Consider the following 15,528-nt stretch of genomic DNA (forward strand, 5'->3'; position numbering starts at 1 on the left):
CTCAGCCGCGCGCCCGGGTTGACGACGATGCGCTTGACCTGGAAGCGCTCGCCGGCGTCGATCGCGTCGTACCAGCCCCAGGGCCGGTAGACCTTGCGGTGCTGCAGGGCCTGCTGCTCGCCGTTGCGGCGCAGCCGCTCGACGATCTTCTTCACCGACTGGGTGTGGGCCTTGCCGGCCACGAGCACGGCATCGGGTGTCTCGACGACGACCACGTCGTTCAGGCCCACGGTGGCCACCAGACGCGAGCCGGCCATCACCAGGCTGTTGCGTGTGTCCTCGAGCACCGCCTGGCCGCGCACCCAATTGCCGGCCTCGTCCTTGTCAGCCACGGCCCACAAGGCGTCCCAGGCGCCGACGTCGGACCAGCCCACGCTCATCGGCACCACGACACCGGCCCCGAGCTCGGGGTGGGCGGCGAGCTTTTCCATCACGGCATAGTCGATGGAGTCGGCAGGGCAGGCCTCGAAGGCCGACCGGTCCACCCGCAGGAAGTCGAGATCGCGGCGCGAGCGCGCCAGGGCCTGCTCGCAGGCCGCCAGGATCGCGGGCGCCAGCCGCTGCACCGCGGCCCGCCAGGCCGAGGCCCGCAGCAGGAAGATGCCGGCGTTCCAGAGGTATTCGCCGCTGGCCACATAGGCGGCGGCCGTGTCGGCATCGGGTTTCTCGACGAAGGCCTCGATGCGGCAGGCGCGGCCCTCGCTCGCGTAGCGCTGCCCGGCACGGATGTAGCCATAGCCGGTCTCGGGCCGGTCGGGCATCACGCCAAAGGTGACGAAGGCGCCCTGCCGGGCCGGGTGCGCGCCCTCGGTCACGGCCTGTCCGAAGGCGCTCACGTCGCGCACCACGTGATCCGAGGGCATCACCAGCAGCAGGGGATCGTCACCGTCGGCCAGGGCCACCAGGGCCGCCAGCGTGAGGGCGGGCGCGGTGTTGCGCCCCACAGGCTCGAGCACGATGCGCGCGTCCTGGCCCACCTGGCGCAGTTGCTCGGCGATGACGAAGCGGTATTCCTCGTTGGCCACCACCAGCGCCGGCAGGGCGCTCAGCCCGTCCAGCCCTTCGAGCCGCCGGGCCGTGGCCTGGAGCAGGGAGTCGTCTCCCAGCAGAGTCAGGAGCTGCTTGGGGTGATGCTCTCGCGAGGCCGGCCACAGGCGGGTGCCCGAGCCGCCGCACAGAATGACAGGCTGGATCTGCATGGACGCACGATAGCAGGAACGGCCCGCATTGGACCGCCTCGGGCCGGCGCTGTCACCCCCGCCATCGCGGGATGCCTCGCCCTCAGGGCGTGGCCTCGCCCAGCAGGTGGCGGGTGTGCTCGCGGTAGTCGCGCGGCGGCATGCCGTAGCGCGACTTGAACACCCGGCTGAAATGCGCCAGATTGGCAAAGCCATGGGCCAGCGCGATCTCGGTGACTGAGCGGCGTGTCGGGCCTCGCAGCTCGCGCCGGCAGGCCTCCAGGCGCTCGCGCAGGATGTAGCCGGCCACACCCTCGGCTTCGTCCGAGAAGGCGTTGTACAGGTGGCGGCGGCTGCAGTTCAAGGCGGCGGCGATGGCATCCACGCTCAACCCCGGGTCGCCCAGGCGGGTCGCCACCACGTGTTTGATGCGCTCGCGCAGGGCCTCGCGTTGCGACATCGCCGTCGCCCGCCCGGCCAGCTCCAGCAGCGACAGGTGCACGAACTGGGTGATGGCATCGCCCGCGGCGCGCGCCGCCTCGTCGTGCATGCCCGGCAGCTCGCGGTAGACGCTGCGCATGGTCTCCAGCGCCAGGCGGGCCACCCCGCCGCTGGCACCCAGGCGGCGCGCCATCAGCTCGTCCAGCACCAGCCCGCGCTCGACCAGGTGAGCCTTGGGCACCATCACGATGAGGTGCTCCACGCGCACCGGGTTGGCCACCGCATAGGTCTCGGTGGTGTCGTAAATGCTCCATTGCCCCGGCGTGACCCAGGCCAGCCGGCCCTTCTGCTCGACACCAGCGCAACCTGTGAAGGGCGCCACGATCTTGAGGTAGCCGTTGTCGCTGGCGCGGATCTTCTCGCGCGAGCGCATGACCCGGTGGCGGTTGGCCTCCAGCCGGGTGAGGATGACCGCGCCGGCATGGGCGCTGACCATGCGGCCGTCGAAGTCGGTGTCGCCATAGACATCGGACTCCAGGCCACCAAAGAGCCGGCTGATCCAGTCCGACCAGAACGGCACGCGCTCGCGTGGCGCGACTTCTTCGGTGTTCATCACAGCGGTGTGCATCGTGCGGCTCCTGGGGCGGGGGCTGCTCATTATTCGAGCCCCGGCACCCGAGGAAAAGCCTATCGGGCCGATAGCCCGGGTAAATCCCCAGGGGGTGTGCACGGATCGTCAAACGGCAGTGCATGCACGGCAAAGCAGCCGTCCGGACGTCTTCCTACCATCGCCCCGACCCGCTGCCCGTGCACCGTCCCGCCAGCACCACCGAGAAGGAGACTGCCATGACCTCGTCCGACCGCCGCCCCTCGCGCCGCTGCCCGGCTGCTGCCACGTCCATGAGCCGACGCAGCGCCGTGCAGGCCCTGGGCGTGGGCGCTGCCGCCCTGGCCGCGCCCTCGCTCGTGCGTGCCCAGTCCGGCCCCGTGCGCATCGGCTATGCCATTGCCCGCACCGGCCCCTGGACCCCGGGCGCGCAGGTCAGCCAGGAGCCCAACTACCTGCTGTGGGCCGACCAGGTCAACGCCGCCGGCGGCCTGGACGTGGGCGGCAAAAAGCGCCCCATCGAGCTGATCAGCTCCGACGACCGCAGCGACATCGAGACCTGCGTGCGCTCCTACCAAAAGCTGATGGGCAGCGACAAGGTGGACCTCATCCTGCCGCCTTGGGGCAGCAACGCGAACTTCGCCGTGGCCCCGCTGGCCAACCGCATGGGCTATCCCTTCCTCGCGCCCACGGCCCTGTCGCGCCGCCTGGTGGAGATGAAGCTGCCTTACTTCTTCCTGCTGCTGCAGCAGCCCGCGCCGATGATGAACGCGCTGGTGGACATGCTCAAGGCCCATGGTGTGAAGACCGCGGCCACCATTTACATCGACGACCTCTTCGGGCTGGAGAACTACGCCGCGCTGAAGGTGGCGCTGCAAGGCAGCGGCATCAGCCTGGTGGAAGACAAGAGCTATCCCGCCGGCGTGAAGGACCTCTCGCCGGTGCTGCGCTCGATCAAGGACAAGAACCCCGATGCCTTCATCGGCATCACCTACCCGCCCGACACCCTCCTGGCCAGCCGCCAGAGCAAGGAGATCGGCTTCAATCCGAAGTTCTTCTACGCCTCGGTGGGCACGGCCTTCCAGCTGTATCGCAACGTGATGGGCCCGAGCGCCGAAGGGGTGCTGGGCATGGGCTCGTGGAACCCCAAGACCAGCCCCGGCGCCAAGGCCTATTTCGATGCCCACGTGGCCAAGTTCGGCGCCCAGAAGGAACCCGACCGCTGGGCCAGCGGCCATTGCTGGGCCGGGCTGCAGATCCTGCAGGCGGCCGTGGCCAAGGTCGGTCTGGACCGCAAGGCCATCCGCGACTACGTGGCGCTCAACGAGCACGACACCATCATCGGCAAGGTGAAGTTCACCGGCAGCGAGAACACCGCCACGCCGGGCACGGTGAGCCAGTGGCAGAAGGGCGAGTTCGAGGTGGTGTGGCCGCGCAGCGTGGCCACCGCGCCACTGCTCACACAAAAGCCGGCCTGGGTCTGAGCGGCGCCCATGTCCCTCGGCGCTTGGCTCGAACTGATCGCCTCCGGTCTCATCACCGGGGGCATCTACGCCCTGGTGGCGCTCGGCCTGAACCTGCAGTACGGGCTGATGCGCATCCTCAACATCGCACACGGCGAATTCCTGATGGTGGGAGCCTTCCTCACCTGGCTGATGCACACGCAGTTCGGCCTCTCGCCGCTGCTGATGCTGCCGGTGAGTTTTGCGCTGCTGATGGGCGTGGGCCTGGTCGTGCACCGGCTGTGGTTCCGCCCGCTCACCGCCAGCTCGCCCAATCTGGATGTCTTCGAGGCCCGCGGCCTGATGGTGTGCTTCGGCCTGATGTTCCTGGTGCAGAACTTCGCCTCGCTGATCTGGGGCGGCGACCTGCGCGGCTACGACTACCTCACCCAGCCGGTGGCCCTCGGCGGCGCGCAGTTTGCGGTCAACAAGCTGGTGGTCTTCGGCCTGGCGCTGCTCTTCAGCGGCGCGCTCATCGTGTGGCTGCGCACCACACTGCTGGGCAAGGGCGTGCGCGCGCTGATGCAGTCGCCCACCGGGGCGCAGCTCGTGGGCATCGACACCCGGCGGCTGCACCCGCTGATGTTCGGCATCGGCCTGGGGCTGTCGGGCGTGGCCGGCTGCCTGCTGTCGATGACCTATGCCATCACGCCCTCGATGGGGGAGCCCTACACCGTCACCGCGCTCATCGTCATCACGCTCGGCGGCTTCGGCAGCATGAGCGGGGCGCTGGCCGGCGGCTTGCTGCTGGGCGTGATCGAAGCGCTGGGCATGCACTTCACCAACCCCTCGCTGAAGTCCCTGCTGAGCTACAGCGTGTTCATCGCCGTGCTGCTGCTGCGGCCGAACGGGCTGTTCAAGAAATGAACGATCGCACCCTTCTGACCCAGGACGTCCTGGTGCTGCTGGCCCTCACGGGCTGGGCCCTGGCGATCCCCCACTACGGCAGCGAGTTCGTGCTCTCGCTCACGCTCACCTGCCTGATGTACATCGCGCTGTCATCGAGCTGGGCGCTGTTTTGCGGCACCACGCGCTACCTGTCGCTGGCCACCGCGGCCTTCTTCGGCATCGGCGCCTACACCAGCGCCCTGGTGCTGGAGCGGGCCTCGTGGCTGTCGGCCGTGGGCCTGGGTGCGCTCATCGCCGCGGCCATGGCCGTGGTGATGGGTGCCGCCGTGCTGCACCTGCGGGGCACCTACTTCGCCGTGCTCACCTTCGGCATGACCGAACTCATCCGCCACGCCATCACCTACTTCGAGAAGCAGGTCACCGGCACGGTGGGCCGCGTGCTCGTGGTGGTGCCCGAAGGCGACACGGTGTACCTCACCGTGCTGGCGCTCGCAGTGCTGGCGCTGGCCACCTCCATCGTCGTGCGGCGCAGCCGCTTCGGCCTGGCGTTGGTGGGCATCGGGGCCGACGAGCAGCGCGCCCAGACCCTGGGCGTGAACACCCGCCTCGTCAAGATCGGCGGCTTTGCACTGACCGCGGCCTTCGCCGGTGCGGTGGGCGCGGCCATGTCGGTGCGCTGGACCTACATCGACCCCACCACCGTCTTCAACCCCTTCATCGGCTTCCAGACGGTGCTCATGGCGCTCATCGGCGGGGCGGCCACGCTGTGGGGGCCGCTGATCGCCGCCATCGTCTTCAGCCTGCTGGCCGAGACCCTGCGCCTGCAGCTGCCGCAGCTCTACATGATGTCGCTGGGCCTGCTGCTCATCCTGTGCGTGCTCTACCTGCCCGGGGGCCTGGCCTCGCTGCGCTGGAGCACCTTCGGGGGCTGGTGGCGGAACAGCCGCGGGTGGTGGAAGGAGCAGCGCCATGGCTGAACTGCTGCTCGAAGCCCGCGGCGTCACCGTGCGCTTTGGTGGCCTGGTGGCCGTGGACCAGGTCGATGCGAGTTTCCATGCCGGGGAGCTGGTGGGCATCATCGGGCCCAACGGCGCGGGCAAGACCACCTTCTTCAACGCGATCTCGGGCGTGATCGCGCCCACCCGCGGACGGCTGATCGCCCAGGGCCATGACCTCACCGGCGCCAAACCGCATGCCTATGCGCGGCACGGCATCGCGCGCACCTTCCAGACCCCCCGGGTGTTTGCCGAACTGCCGGTGACCGCCAACATCGACTTCGGGCTGGAGTTTGCCGGCCGCCACCGCAGCGCCTCGGGGTTGCTGAAAGATGCGAGCCGCATCCTCGACGTGATCGGCCTGTCAGCCCAGGCCGCGCTGCCGGCGGCGGCGCTCACGCCCTCGCAGCAGCGGCTGCTGGAAATCGGCATGGCCCTGGCCACCCGGCCGCGCCTGCTGCTGCTCGACGAGGTGGCCGCCGGCCTCACCGAGGCTGAGGTGGAGAACATGGCGCAACTCATCCGCCGGCTGCGCGACGATCTGAACCTCACCGTGGTGTGGATCGAACACGCGGTGACCACGCTGTTGCGCCATGTCGAGCGGGTGCTGGTGCTGCACCAGGGCAAGCGGCTCGCCGACGGCACGCCGGCCGAGGTGGTGCGCAACCCCGAGGTGATCGAGGCGTATCTGGGGGATGAGATGGCCGAGGCAGTCGCATGAAGAACGACATCGCACACGCCCTGGGCGCGGGCCGCAAGCTGGCCCACCTGAAGGTGCGGGGCCTGAGCGCCGGCTACGGCGGCTTCCTGGTGCTGCGCGACCTGAATCTCGAAGCCAGGCCTGGCCTCACCGTGATCCTGGGCCCCAACGGCGCCGGCAAGACCACGCTGCTCAAGGCGATTGCGGGGCTCATTGCGCGCACCGGCGAAGTGTTGCTCGACGACGAGGCCCTGCCCGCGGACAGGCCCGACGAGATCGTGCGCCGCGGCCTGAGCCTGGTGCCCGAGGGCCGCCAGCTTTTTGCGCAGATGACCGTGACCGAGAACCTCGAACTCGGCGGCTGGCTGGCGGACAAAGCCGAGCGCGCGCGGCGCCTGGCCCAAGCCTTCCAGGACTTTCCCAAGCTCGCCGAACGCGCCCAGCAGCTGGCCGGCACGATGAGCGGCGGCGAGCAGCAGATGGTGGCCGTGGCCCGCGCGATGATGAGCGCACCGCGCCTGCTGATGCTCGATGAACCGTCGCTGGGCCTGGCGCCGCGCATGGTCGATGAACTGCTCGCGATCGCACGGCGCATTGCCGATGCCGGCACCACGGTGCTGATGGTCGAACAGAACGTGCGCAAGGCCCTGGCGGTGGCCGACCGGGGCTATGTGCTCGAACGTGGTGTGCTAGTGGCCAGCGGGCCGGCCACGCTGCTGTCGCGCTCCACGGTGATCCGCCAGGCCTATCTGGGGGCCCCTTCGAGGGCTTCCTCCTCTTCCTCATCCTCTTCCACCGACACGAAGGAGAAGTCCATGTCCGACCTGTCCATGCTCATCAACGGCCTGGCCGTTTCCGCCGAGAAGGGCGCCACCTTCGAACGTCGCAACCCGCTCGACGGCAGCGTGGCCACGCGCGCCCCGGCGGCCAGCCCCGCCGACGCGGTGGCCGCGGTGGAAGCCGCCGCCGAGGCCTTCAAGACCTGGAGCCAGACGGGCCCCAGCGAGCGCCGCGCGCTGCTGCTCAAGGCCGCCGATGCGCTGGAGGCCAAGACGCCCAAGTTCGTCGAGGCGGTCACGGCCGAGACCGGCGCCACTGGCATGTGGGCCGGCTTCAACGTTTTCCTGGCCGCCGGCATGCTGCGTGAGGCCGCCGCGCTCACCACCCAGATCGCCGGCGAGGTGATCCCCTCCGACGTGCCCGGCTCGCTGGCCATGGGCGTGCGCCAGCCCGCTGGCGTGGTGCTGGGCATCGCGCCGTGGAACGCGCCCATCATCCTGGGCGTGCGCGCCATCGCCACACCGCTGGCCTGTGGCAACACGGTCATTCTCAAAGGATCGGAGAACTGCCCGCGCACCCACCAGCTCATCATCGAGGCGCTGCAAGACGCCGGCTTTCCGCCCGGCGTGGTGAACTACATCACCAACGCCCCGGCCGACGCCGGCACCGTGGTGGAAGCGATGGTGGCCCACCCGGCCGTCAGGCGCGTGAACTTCACCGGCTCGACCAAGGTGGGCAAGATCATCGCGATGACCTGTGCCAAGTACCTCAAGCCGGTGGTGCTGGAGCTGGGCGGCAAGGCCCCCATCGTGGTGCTCGACGATGCCGACCTGGACGACGCCGTGAACGCCACCGCCTTCGGCGCCTTCGCCAACTCCGGCCAGATCTGCATGAGCACCGAGCGCATCATCGTGGACGAGAAGATCGCCGATGCCTACATCGACAAGCTCGTTGCCAAGGCCAAGGGCCTGCCGCTGGGCGACCCGCGCAAGAGCGACCCGGTGGTGCTGGGCTCGGTGATCGGCATGGGCACGGTGGAGCATTGCAACGCCCTCATCGACGACGCGCTGGCCAAGGGCGCCAGGCTGCTGTGCGGCGGCAAGGCCGAGAACACGCTGATGCCGGCCACGCTGCTCGACCGCGTGAGCCCGGAGATGAGGATCTACCGCGAGGAAACCTTTGGCCCGGTGAAGTGCATCGTGCGCGTGAAGGGCGTCGAGGAAGCCATCGCCTGCGCGAACGACAACGAGTATGGCCTGTCGGCGGCCGTGTTCGGCCGTGACATCGCTCGCGCCCTGCAGGTGGCACGGCGCATCGAGTCGGGCATCTGCCACGTCAACGGCCCCACCGTGCACGACGAGGCCCAGATGCCCTTCGGCGGCGTCAAAGCCAGCGGCTATGGCCGCTTCGGCGGCAAGGCGGGGGTGGCGGAGTTCACCGAGCTGCGCTGGATCACGGTGCAGACGGCACCCCGCCACTATCCCTTCTGACTCACTGAGGCTGGAAGCCCGTCTTGCGGATGATCTCGGCCCAGACCTGGCGGTAGGCGGCCTCACGCTGGGCCAGTTGCGGCCCGCTCATGAAGCCCACGTCCAGGCCCCAGCCGGTCAGGCGTTGCTTCACCTGCGGCTCGGCGATGGTCTTGGCCAGCGCCTGGGCGAGTTGCTCGAGCACCGGCTGGGGCGTGCCCGCCGGCGCGAAGAGGCCGTAGTAGGGCGGGGCTTCCAGGCCCTTGAGGCCCAGCTCCGAGAAGGTGGGCACATCGGGCAGCACGGCTTGGCGCTGGCCGCCCAGCACCGCCACCACGCGCAGCTTGCCGGCTTTGTGGTGCTCGATGAAGTCGGGCACCGAGCCGGTGCCGGCGGCGATCTGGTTGCCCAGCATGTCGCCGATCATCGGCGCACTGCCACGGTAGGGCACGCTCACGAGGTCGAGACCATAGCGCTCGCCCATCACCTTGACCAGGAACTCCGGCGTGGATGCCGGCGCGGGCACGCCGATGCTCGCCTTGCCCTGGCCCTGCGACTTCACCCAGGCCACGTACTCATCGACGCTCTTGGCCGGCGTGCCGGCCGACAGCGCAAAGGCGTTCACGAAGGTGGCGAAACCAGCCACCGGCACGAAGTCACGCGCCGAGTCGTAGCCGGGGTTCTTCACCACCATGGGCAAGATGGTGATCGTGTGGTCGTGCGAGATGAAAAGGGTGCTGCCGTCCGGTGGCGAGGCCTTGAGCGTCTGCGCCGCGATCTGACCGCCGGCGCCGGGCTTGTTCTCCACCAGCACCGCTCGGCCCAGGTGCTCCTTCAGGCGGTCGGCCAGGGTGCGGGCGATGGCATCGGTGCCGCCGCCGGCCGGAAAGCCCACCAGCAGCTTGATCGGCGGCTGAGACTGGGCATGGGCCAGGCCGGCGGCCGCCAGCACGGCCACCGACAGCGCCGCCCGAACCCAGCGGCGCGCAGGCTTTAGGGAGAGAAAGATCGGCATGCGAAACTCCAACAAAAGGGGGTGGGCACCACCCACTGTAAGAGATCAGCGCATGAACCGACCATCGGGGCCGACGATGGTGATCTCCACCCAGTTCGAGCCGTGGTGGTTCGTGGGGCTGAAGTTCAGCGGGTTGCCCCCCAGGTCCCAGCCGCGGATGCCCTGGATCGCCCGCACGATGTTCTCGGGGGTGATGTTCGGAGCCGCCCGACGCAAGGCTTCGATGAGGAAGCGCGCGCCCAGGTAGCCCCCGTAGCTGTTGTAGTTCACTGGCACATCGGCGGCTGCAGCTTCGCGGTTGAAGTCGCGCGCCATCGGGTGGACCAAGCGCCAGGGATAGGGCACGACTTGCGTCATTGCCAGGCCGCGCGCGTCGGCGCCCAAGGCCGGCACCGCGCTGGCCGCCACCGACAGGCTGTAGATCGGCACGTTCAGCCCGGCCTTGGCGGCTTTGACGAAACCCACCACCGAGGGGCCCACGGCGATCAGCAACACGGCCATGGGCCGGGCCTGCGACAACGTGCTCACCGCTTGCGCCGAGGTGCTGCCGTCGATGGCCAGCGGGGCCGAGGCCACGAGCGTGGCGCCCAGCTCTTTGGTTGCGGCTTCCACCACCGGCATCATCAGCTTGCCGAATTCGTTGTCCTGGAAGGCCACGCCGATGCGGTCCATCTTCAGCGTGACCAGCGTGCGCAGCTGGTGCTCCACTTCGTCCTTGAAGCTCGCCTGCGAGGTGAACAGGTAGGGATGGTGGCGCAGCCGCAGCACATGCGCGCCGGTGTAGATGCCCACCAGTGGCACGCGCTTTTCCGCGATGTACGGCAAGATGGCCGCCACACCGGCCGTGCTGCCCAGGCCGGTGAGGGCCACCACCTTCTCCTGCTCGACGAGCTGGCGCACGTTCTCGACGGTGCGCTGGGTGTCGTAGGCATCGTCCAGCAACACCAGGCGGATGCGCCGACCGTTGATGCCGCCCTTGCGGTTGATCTCCTCGATGGCCAGCCGCTCGCCGGCCAGCGGAGGCTGGAAGGCCATGGCCACTGGGCCGGTCTGCGGTGCGCTCTGCCCCACGACGATGTCGCCCTCTTGCGCCCCGGCAGGCCAGGCCCAGGCGCCGCCCACGGCTGCGGCCGCGCCCAGGACCAGTCGGCGTCGGGTGGTACGAAAGGGTGTCATGCAGGTCTCCTTCTCGAACATCGTGCACCATGATGGGCCGGCTGGCCCGTCGATGTATCAAAGTGTCACTGAAGTGCACGGCCGTTCATATCCGGGATTGTCATGTCGAGCGTGACGGATGCCGCAGATTCACCGCTCGATGCCCCCTTCATTCGCGGGGCGCAGGGTTGGCGCGAACCACGGGTTTTCCGGGGTCTGCTCCATATTTGTGCAGGTAAACCCCTAGTGCACCGCCCACGGGCTTTTCTTACAGTCGCCGTACTCGCTGCAGACTGGGCCCCGGGGGCCGCGGTGCTGCGCACGGCGGGGGACTGAGGAGACACAGAGAAGCACACGAACAGACTCTGTGACGCGCACAAGGAATGTCACAATTCGAGGGCGCCGGCCACAAGCCGGCGCCCTTTGTTTTGGGGCTCGCCCACGCCATCCATGCTCGAATTCCTCGTGGTCACGCTGGCCTCGCTGCTGGCCGGTTTTGTCGATGCCATCGTCGGCGGTGGCGGCCTCATCCTGGTGCCGGCCCTGTTCGGCGTGTTTCCCGGCGCGGCCCCGGCCACGCTGTTTGGCACCAACAAGGGTGCTTCGGTGTGGGGCACGGCCTGGGCCACGCTGCAATACAGCCGGCGCGTGAGTCTGCCGTGGTCGGCCCTGCTGCCGGCCGCGCTCGCGGCCCTGCTGGGCGGCCTCCTGGGGGCCTGGGCGGTCACGCAGGTCTCGGCCGAGGGCCTGCGCCGGGCGCTGCCCTTCATCCTGGGCGCGGTCTTCCTCTACACCCTGGCGAAGAAGGACCTGGGGCGCGACCACATGCGCCACCATCGCGGCCACACGGAAGCCGCGCTGGCCTCGCTGATCGGCCTGGTCATCGGCTTGTATGACGGCTTCTTCGGCCCGGGCACCGGCAGCTTCTTCGTCTTCCTTTTCGTGCGGGTGCTGGGCTACGACTTCCTGCACGCCTCGGCCAGCGCCAAGCTGCTGAACACGGCCACCAACCTCTCGGCCCTGGCCCTGTTCGCCTGGAAAGGCCATGTGTGGTGGCACTACGCGGTGGTGATGGCGGTGGCCAACGTGGCGGGCAGCCTGCTGGGCACGCGCCTGGCACTCAAGCACGGCGCCGGCTTCGTGCGCGTCTTCTTCATCGTGGTCGTGGGCGCGCTGATCCTGAAGACGGGCTGGGACGCCTACGGGCCCCGCTGAGGGGCCCGGCGCTGCCCGCTCAGGTCTTGAACACGTCTTGGTGCTGCTGGCGCAGCAGGTTCTTCTGCACCTTGCCCATGGTGTTGCGCGGCAGCTCGGCCTGCACGAACACGCGCTTGGGCACCTTGAAGTTGGCGATCTGGCGCTTCAACTGCGCGATGATGGCCTCGGGGTCGAGGCTGGCGCCAGGCTTGGGCACCACAATGGCGACCACGGCCTCACCGAAGTCGGGGTGGGGCACACCGATCACCGCCGACTCGGCCACGCCGGGCATCTCGTTGATGTAGCCCTCGACCTCGGCCGGGTAGACGTTGTAGCCGCCGCTGATGATGAGGTCCTTGCTGCGGCCCACGATGGTGAGATAGCCCTTCGCGTCGAAGCGGCCCACATCCCCGGTCTTGAACCAGCCATCGGGCGTGAACTCCTCCTGGGTCTTTTCCGGCATGCGCCAGTAGCCTTTGAACACATTGGGGCCGCGCACCTCGATGTTGCCGATCTCGCCCACCGGGCAGCGCAGGCCCTTGTCATCGACCACGCGCACCTCCACGCCGGGCAGCGGCTTGCCCACGGTGCCGCCCACGCGCTCGCCATCCTCGGGCCTGCAGGGGTTGGAGGTGAGCATGATGGTCTCGCTCATGCCGTAGCGCTCGAGAATGGTGTGGCCGGTGCGCTCGCGGAATTCGTTGAAGGTTTCCAGCAGCAGCGGGGCCGAGCCGCTGATGAACAAGCGCATGTGGCGGCAGGTCTCGCGGCCGAAGCCGGGCTCGCCCAGCAGGCGCACGTACAGCGTGGGCACCCCCATGAAGACGGTGGCGCGCGGCAGCAGCTCCATCACCCGTTTGGGATCGAACTTCGCGCACCACAGCATCTTGCTGCCATTGAGCAGCGCGCCATGCACCGCCACGAACAGGCCGTGCACGTGGAAGATCGGCAGCACATGCACGAGCACATCGCCGGGCTGCCAGTCCCAGTAGCGCTTGAGCGTGAGCGCATTGCTGAGCATATTGCCGTGTGTGAGCATCGCGCCCTTGCTGCGCCCGGTGGTGCCGCTGGTGTAGAGGATGGCGGCCAGGTCGTCCTCGCCCTTCACCGCGATCTCGTGCTCGTCGCTCATGTGCGAGGCGCGCTCCAGCAGGGTGCCGGTGCGGTCTTCGTTGAGCGTGAAGACATGCCTCGTGCCGGCTTTGAAGGCCAGCTTGCTGACCCAGCCGAAGTTCTTGCCGGTGCACACCACCACGCTTGGCTCGGCGTTGCCGATGAAGTACTCCAGCTCGCTGTGCTGGTAGGCGGTGTTCAGGGGCAGGTAGACGTAGCCCGCGCGCAGCGTGGCCAGATACAGCATCAGTGCCTCGACCGATTTTTCGGTCTGCACCGCCACGCGCGCGCCCTCGGGCAGCTCCAGTGAGGCCAGCAGGTTGGCGATCATGGCCGTGCCGCGGTCGAGGTCGCGCCAGGTGTAGTACTGGCCGTCGTCGGTTTCGATGGCCGTGGCGTCGAGCTGGGTCGGGAAGGCCGCGCGCAGGGCCGCGAACAGGTTGTGGTTGTTCATGGTGGGGTGACGGGGTTCGAGGATCCGGTGAACTGGGGCTCGCGCCGGTCGATGAAGGCCATCACGCCTTCTCGGTGGTCAGGGTGGGAAGCGTAGCTGAAGTGTTCGCGCCGCCAGGCCGCATCGAAGGGGCGGCCCAGCGCGATCTGGCGCATCGTGCGCTTGTTTAGGCGGGCGGCATGCGGGGCCAGGGCTGCGATGCGCCGCGCAGTGGCGGTGGCCTCGAGGCCCACCTCGGCATCGTCCACCACCCGCTGCACGAGGCCTCGCTGCAAGGCCGTGGCCGCATCGAGCAGCCGGCCCTCCAGCAGAATCTCGGCCGCAGTGCCCGCATCGAGCACCCGGCTGAGCACGGCCAGCTCGTCGGGCGCCATCGGAAAGCCCAGGCGGCCGATGGGCGCCCCAAAGCGCGAGCTGCGCCCGGCAATGCGGATGTCGCAGCAAGCGGCGATTTCTAGGCCGCCGCCCACGCACACGCCGTCGATCTGCGCCACCAGGGGCACCTCGCAGTCGAGCATCGCCTGCAGGGCTGGCGCCACGATGTGCTCGTGGAAGTGCTGCAAGCTGTCCACCTCGAAGCGAAAGCCCGGCAGCTCGTCGATGTCGGCCCCGGCGGCAAACACACCGCCCGCCCCGCGCACCACCACGGCGCGCAGGCCAGGCTCGCGCTGGTGCCAGTGCACGAACACCTCGCGCAAGGCCTCCCACATGCCCACGCTGATGGCATTGAGCTTGCCCGGGTTGGCCAGCTCCACCACCTGCACACCCGGCAGATCGGAATGGGGGCTGACGAGGATGCGCCCGCTCATGCGCCGCTTCAGTCGAGCTTGGCGCCCGAGGCTTTCACCACTGCGGCCCAGCGCTTGATTTCGCTGTGGACGAATTTGGCGAAGGCCTCGCCATAGAGATCCGGCGTTTCGGTGCCCATGTTGGTCCACGCTTGCTTGAGCTCGGGGGTGTTCATCACCGCCTTCATCGCCGCAGCCATCTTGTCGACCACGTCCTTGGGCGTGCCCTTGGGCGCCCACAGCGCGTACCAGGTGGACACGACATAGTCGGGCAAACCGGCCTCCACCGTGGTCGGCACCTCGGGGAAGGCGGCCGCGCGCTTCGGTGCGGCCACGGCAATGGGTTTGATGCGTCCGCTGCGGATGTGTGCAGCCGACGAGCCCAGCCCGTCGAAGGCCATATCGACCTGCCCGGCGATCAGGTCTTGCAGCATCGGGCCGGCGCCGCGATAGGGGATGTGCGTGATGAAGGTTTTGCTCTGGATCTTGAACAACTCACCGGCCAGGTGGTGCGAGGAGCCATTGCCGGCCGAGCCGTAATTGCGCTTGCCCGGGTTGGCGCGCAAATCGGCCAGCAGCTCGGGCAGGGTGTTGGCCGCCACCTTGCCCGGATGCACCACGATCACTTGCGGCACATTGGACACCAGGCCCACGGGCACGAAGTCTTTCTCGATGTCGTAGTCCAGCTTGGGATACACCGAAGGCGCGATCGCATGATGCGAGCCGCCCATGAAGAAGGTGTAGCCGTCGGGCGCGGCGCGCGCGGCAATGCCCGCGCCCACGGTACCGCCCGCGCCGGCCTTGTTGTCGATCAAGACCTGTTGGCCCAGGTGCTTGGTCAAGGCCGCCGACAGCGGGCGCGCGAACGCGTCGGTGCCGCCGCCGGCCGGGAAAGGCACGATGATCGTCACCGGCTTGCTCGGCCAGGCGCCCTGGGCACAGGCCCAGGGGGCGGCCAGGCCCGTGGCAGCCAGGGCCGCTGCGGCCGCCACGGCGCGCAGGCTCTTGCGTCGAGAAAGCATGGTCATGGTCTTGTCTCCTTCGTCAAGACGGTTGTTGTGTCATCAAATCAGGCGCTGCAGGGCTCGCGAAGCCACCACCTCGCCATGGACGAAACGCTCGTGATGGTCTTCGATGTGGCGCAGATCGTAGAGGTAGTTGACCATCAAGCCCAGCGATTGCTTCAGACCCTTGCGCGACAAGTCGCCGGCCCAGTTCAGTCGCTCCAGGCGCGCGCCATTGCCCAAGTGGAATTTGGCCACCGGATCGCCGCGCGGCGTCACCG

Annotated in this window: 14 protein-coding genes and 1 pseudogene; 7 read left to right on the forward strand and 8 right to left on the reverse strand. The window is 68.6% G+C overall.

Annotation, left to right across the window (positions count from 1 at the left end; genetic code table 11):
• Positions 1-1,199: mannose-1-phosphate guanylyltransferase/mannose-6-phosphate isomerase (locus ACK42S_RS08745; protein ID WP_409705762.1), on the reverse strand; the 1,199-nt coding region annotated here is incomplete at its 3' end.
• An 82-nt stretch (positions 1,200-1,281) separates the two neighbouring features.
• Positions 1,282-2,247, reverse strand: coding sequence for a helix-turn-helix domain-containing protein (locus tag ACK42S_RS08750; RefSeq protein WP_409705765.1), 966 nt, complete (start codon positions 2,245-2,247; stop codon positions 1,282-1,284).
• Positions 2,248-2,465: 218 nt separating this feature from the next.
• Between ACK42S_RS08750 and ACK42S_RS08755 the strand changes: the two genes are divergently transcribed.
• From ACK42S_RS08755 to ACK42S_RS08780, 6 genes and pseudogenes are all read left to right on the forward strand, one after another.
• Positions 2,466-3,710, forward strand: a complete 1,245-nt coding sequence (locus ACK42S_RS08755; RefSeq protein ID WP_409705768.1) for an amino acid ABC transporter substrate-binding protein — start codon at positions 2,466-2,468, stop codon at positions 3,708-3,710.
• A gap of 9 nt (positions 3,711-3,719) precedes the next feature.
• Positions 3,720-4,595: a branched-chain amino acid ABC transporter permease gene (locus ACK42S_RS08760; protein WP_409705771.1), complete on the forward strand. Its 876-nt coding sequence runs from the start codon at positions 3,720-3,722 to the stop codon at positions 4,593-4,595.
• Positions 4,592-5,554: a branched-chain amino acid ABC transporter permease gene (locus ACK42S_RS08765; protein WP_409705774.1), complete on the forward strand. Its 963-nt coding sequence runs from the start codon at positions 4,592-4,594 to the stop codon at positions 5,552-5,554. The genes ACK42S_RS08760 and ACK42S_RS08765 overlap by 4 nt, the downstream gene beginning before the upstream one ends.
• Positions 5,547-6,293 (forward strand): ABC transporter ATP-binding protein, encoded by a 747-nt coding sequence (locus ACK42S_RS08770; protein WP_409705777.1) that lies wholly within the window; start codon positions 5,547-5,549, stop codon positions 6,291-6,293. Before ACK42S_RS08765 ends, ACK42S_RS08770 begins: the two co-directional genes overlap by 8 nt.
• Positions 6,290-6,802: pseudogene (locus ACK42S_RS08775) on the forward strand (ABC transporter ATP-binding protein); the annotation flags it as partial. The gene ACK42S_RS08770 and the pseudogene ACK42S_RS08775, both read left to right, overlap by 4 nt.
• A gap of 285 nt (positions 6,803-7,087) precedes the next feature.
• Positions 7,088-8,542 carry an aldehyde dehydrogenase gene (locus tag ACK42S_RS08780; RefSeq protein WP_409705799.1) on the forward strand — a complete coding sequence of 485 codons (1,455 nt, stop codon included), beginning with the start codon at positions 7,088-7,090 and terminating at the stop codon, positions 8,540-8,542.
• A 1-nt stretch (position 8,543) separates the two neighbouring features.
• Here ACK42S_RS08780 and ACK42S_RS08785 read toward each other — a convergent pair whose 3' ends face one another.
• Both ACK42S_RS08785 and ACK42S_RS08790 read right to left on the reverse strand, forming a co-directional pair.
• Positions 8,544-9,536 (reverse strand): Bug family tripartite tricarboxylate transporter substrate binding protein, encoded by a 993-nt coding sequence (locus ACK42S_RS08785; RefSeq protein ID WP_409705780.1) that lies wholly within the window; start codon positions 9,534-9,536, stop codon positions 8,544-8,546.
• 45 nt (positions 9,537-9,581) lie between these two features.
• Positions 9,582-10,712 (reverse strand): ABC transporter substrate-binding protein, encoded by a 1,131-nt coding sequence (locus tag ACK42S_RS08790; RefSeq protein WP_409705783.1) that lies wholly within the window; start codon positions 10,710-10,712, stop codon positions 9,582-9,584.
• Positions 10,713-11,141: 429 nt separating this feature from the next.
• Between ACK42S_RS08790 and ACK42S_RS08795 the strand changes: the two genes are divergently transcribed.
• Positions 11,142-11,906 (forward strand): sulfite exporter TauE/SafE family protein, encoded by a 765-nt coding sequence (locus ACK42S_RS08795; RefSeq protein ID WP_409705786.1) that lies wholly within the window; start codon positions 11,142-11,144, stop codon positions 11,904-11,906.
• A 19-nt stretch (positions 11,907-11,925) separates the two neighbouring features.
• Here ACK42S_RS08795 and ACK42S_RS08800 read toward each other — a convergent pair whose 3' ends face one another.
• The 4 genes from ACK42S_RS08800 to ACK42S_RS08815 all read right to left on the reverse strand — a co-directional run.
• Positions 11,926-13,455, reverse strand: a complete 1,530-nt coding sequence (locus ACK42S_RS08800; RefSeq protein WP_409705789.1) for a malonate--CoA ligase — start codon at positions 13,453-13,455, stop codon at positions 11,926-11,928.
• On the reverse strand, positions 13,452-14,264 hold the full coding sequence (locus ACK42S_RS08805) for an enoyl-CoA hydratase/isomerase family protein (RefSeq protein WP_409705792.1): 813 nt from the start codon (positions 14,262-14,264) through the stop codon (positions 13,452-13,454). The genes ACK42S_RS08800 and ACK42S_RS08805 overlap by 4 nt, the downstream gene beginning before the upstream one ends.
• An 8-nt stretch (positions 14,265-14,272) precedes the next feature.
• Complete coding sequence (locus tag ACK42S_RS08810; RefSeq protein ID WP_409705802.1) at positions 14,273-15,265, reverse strand: Bug family tripartite tricarboxylate transporter substrate binding protein; 993 nt, start codon at positions 15,263-15,265, stop codon at positions 14,273-14,275.
• Positions 15,266-15,307: 42 nt separating this feature from the next.
• On the reverse strand, positions 15,308-15,528 hold a 221-nt coding region (locus tag ACK42S_RS08815; RefSeq protein WP_409705796.1), incomplete at its 5' end, for a malonyl-CoA decarboxylase domain-containing protein.

This window comes from Caldimonas sp. (genome assembly GCF_046289365.1).
GTDB lineage: Bacteria > Pseudomonadota > Gammaproteobacteria > Burkholderiales > Burkholderiaceae_C > Caldimonas.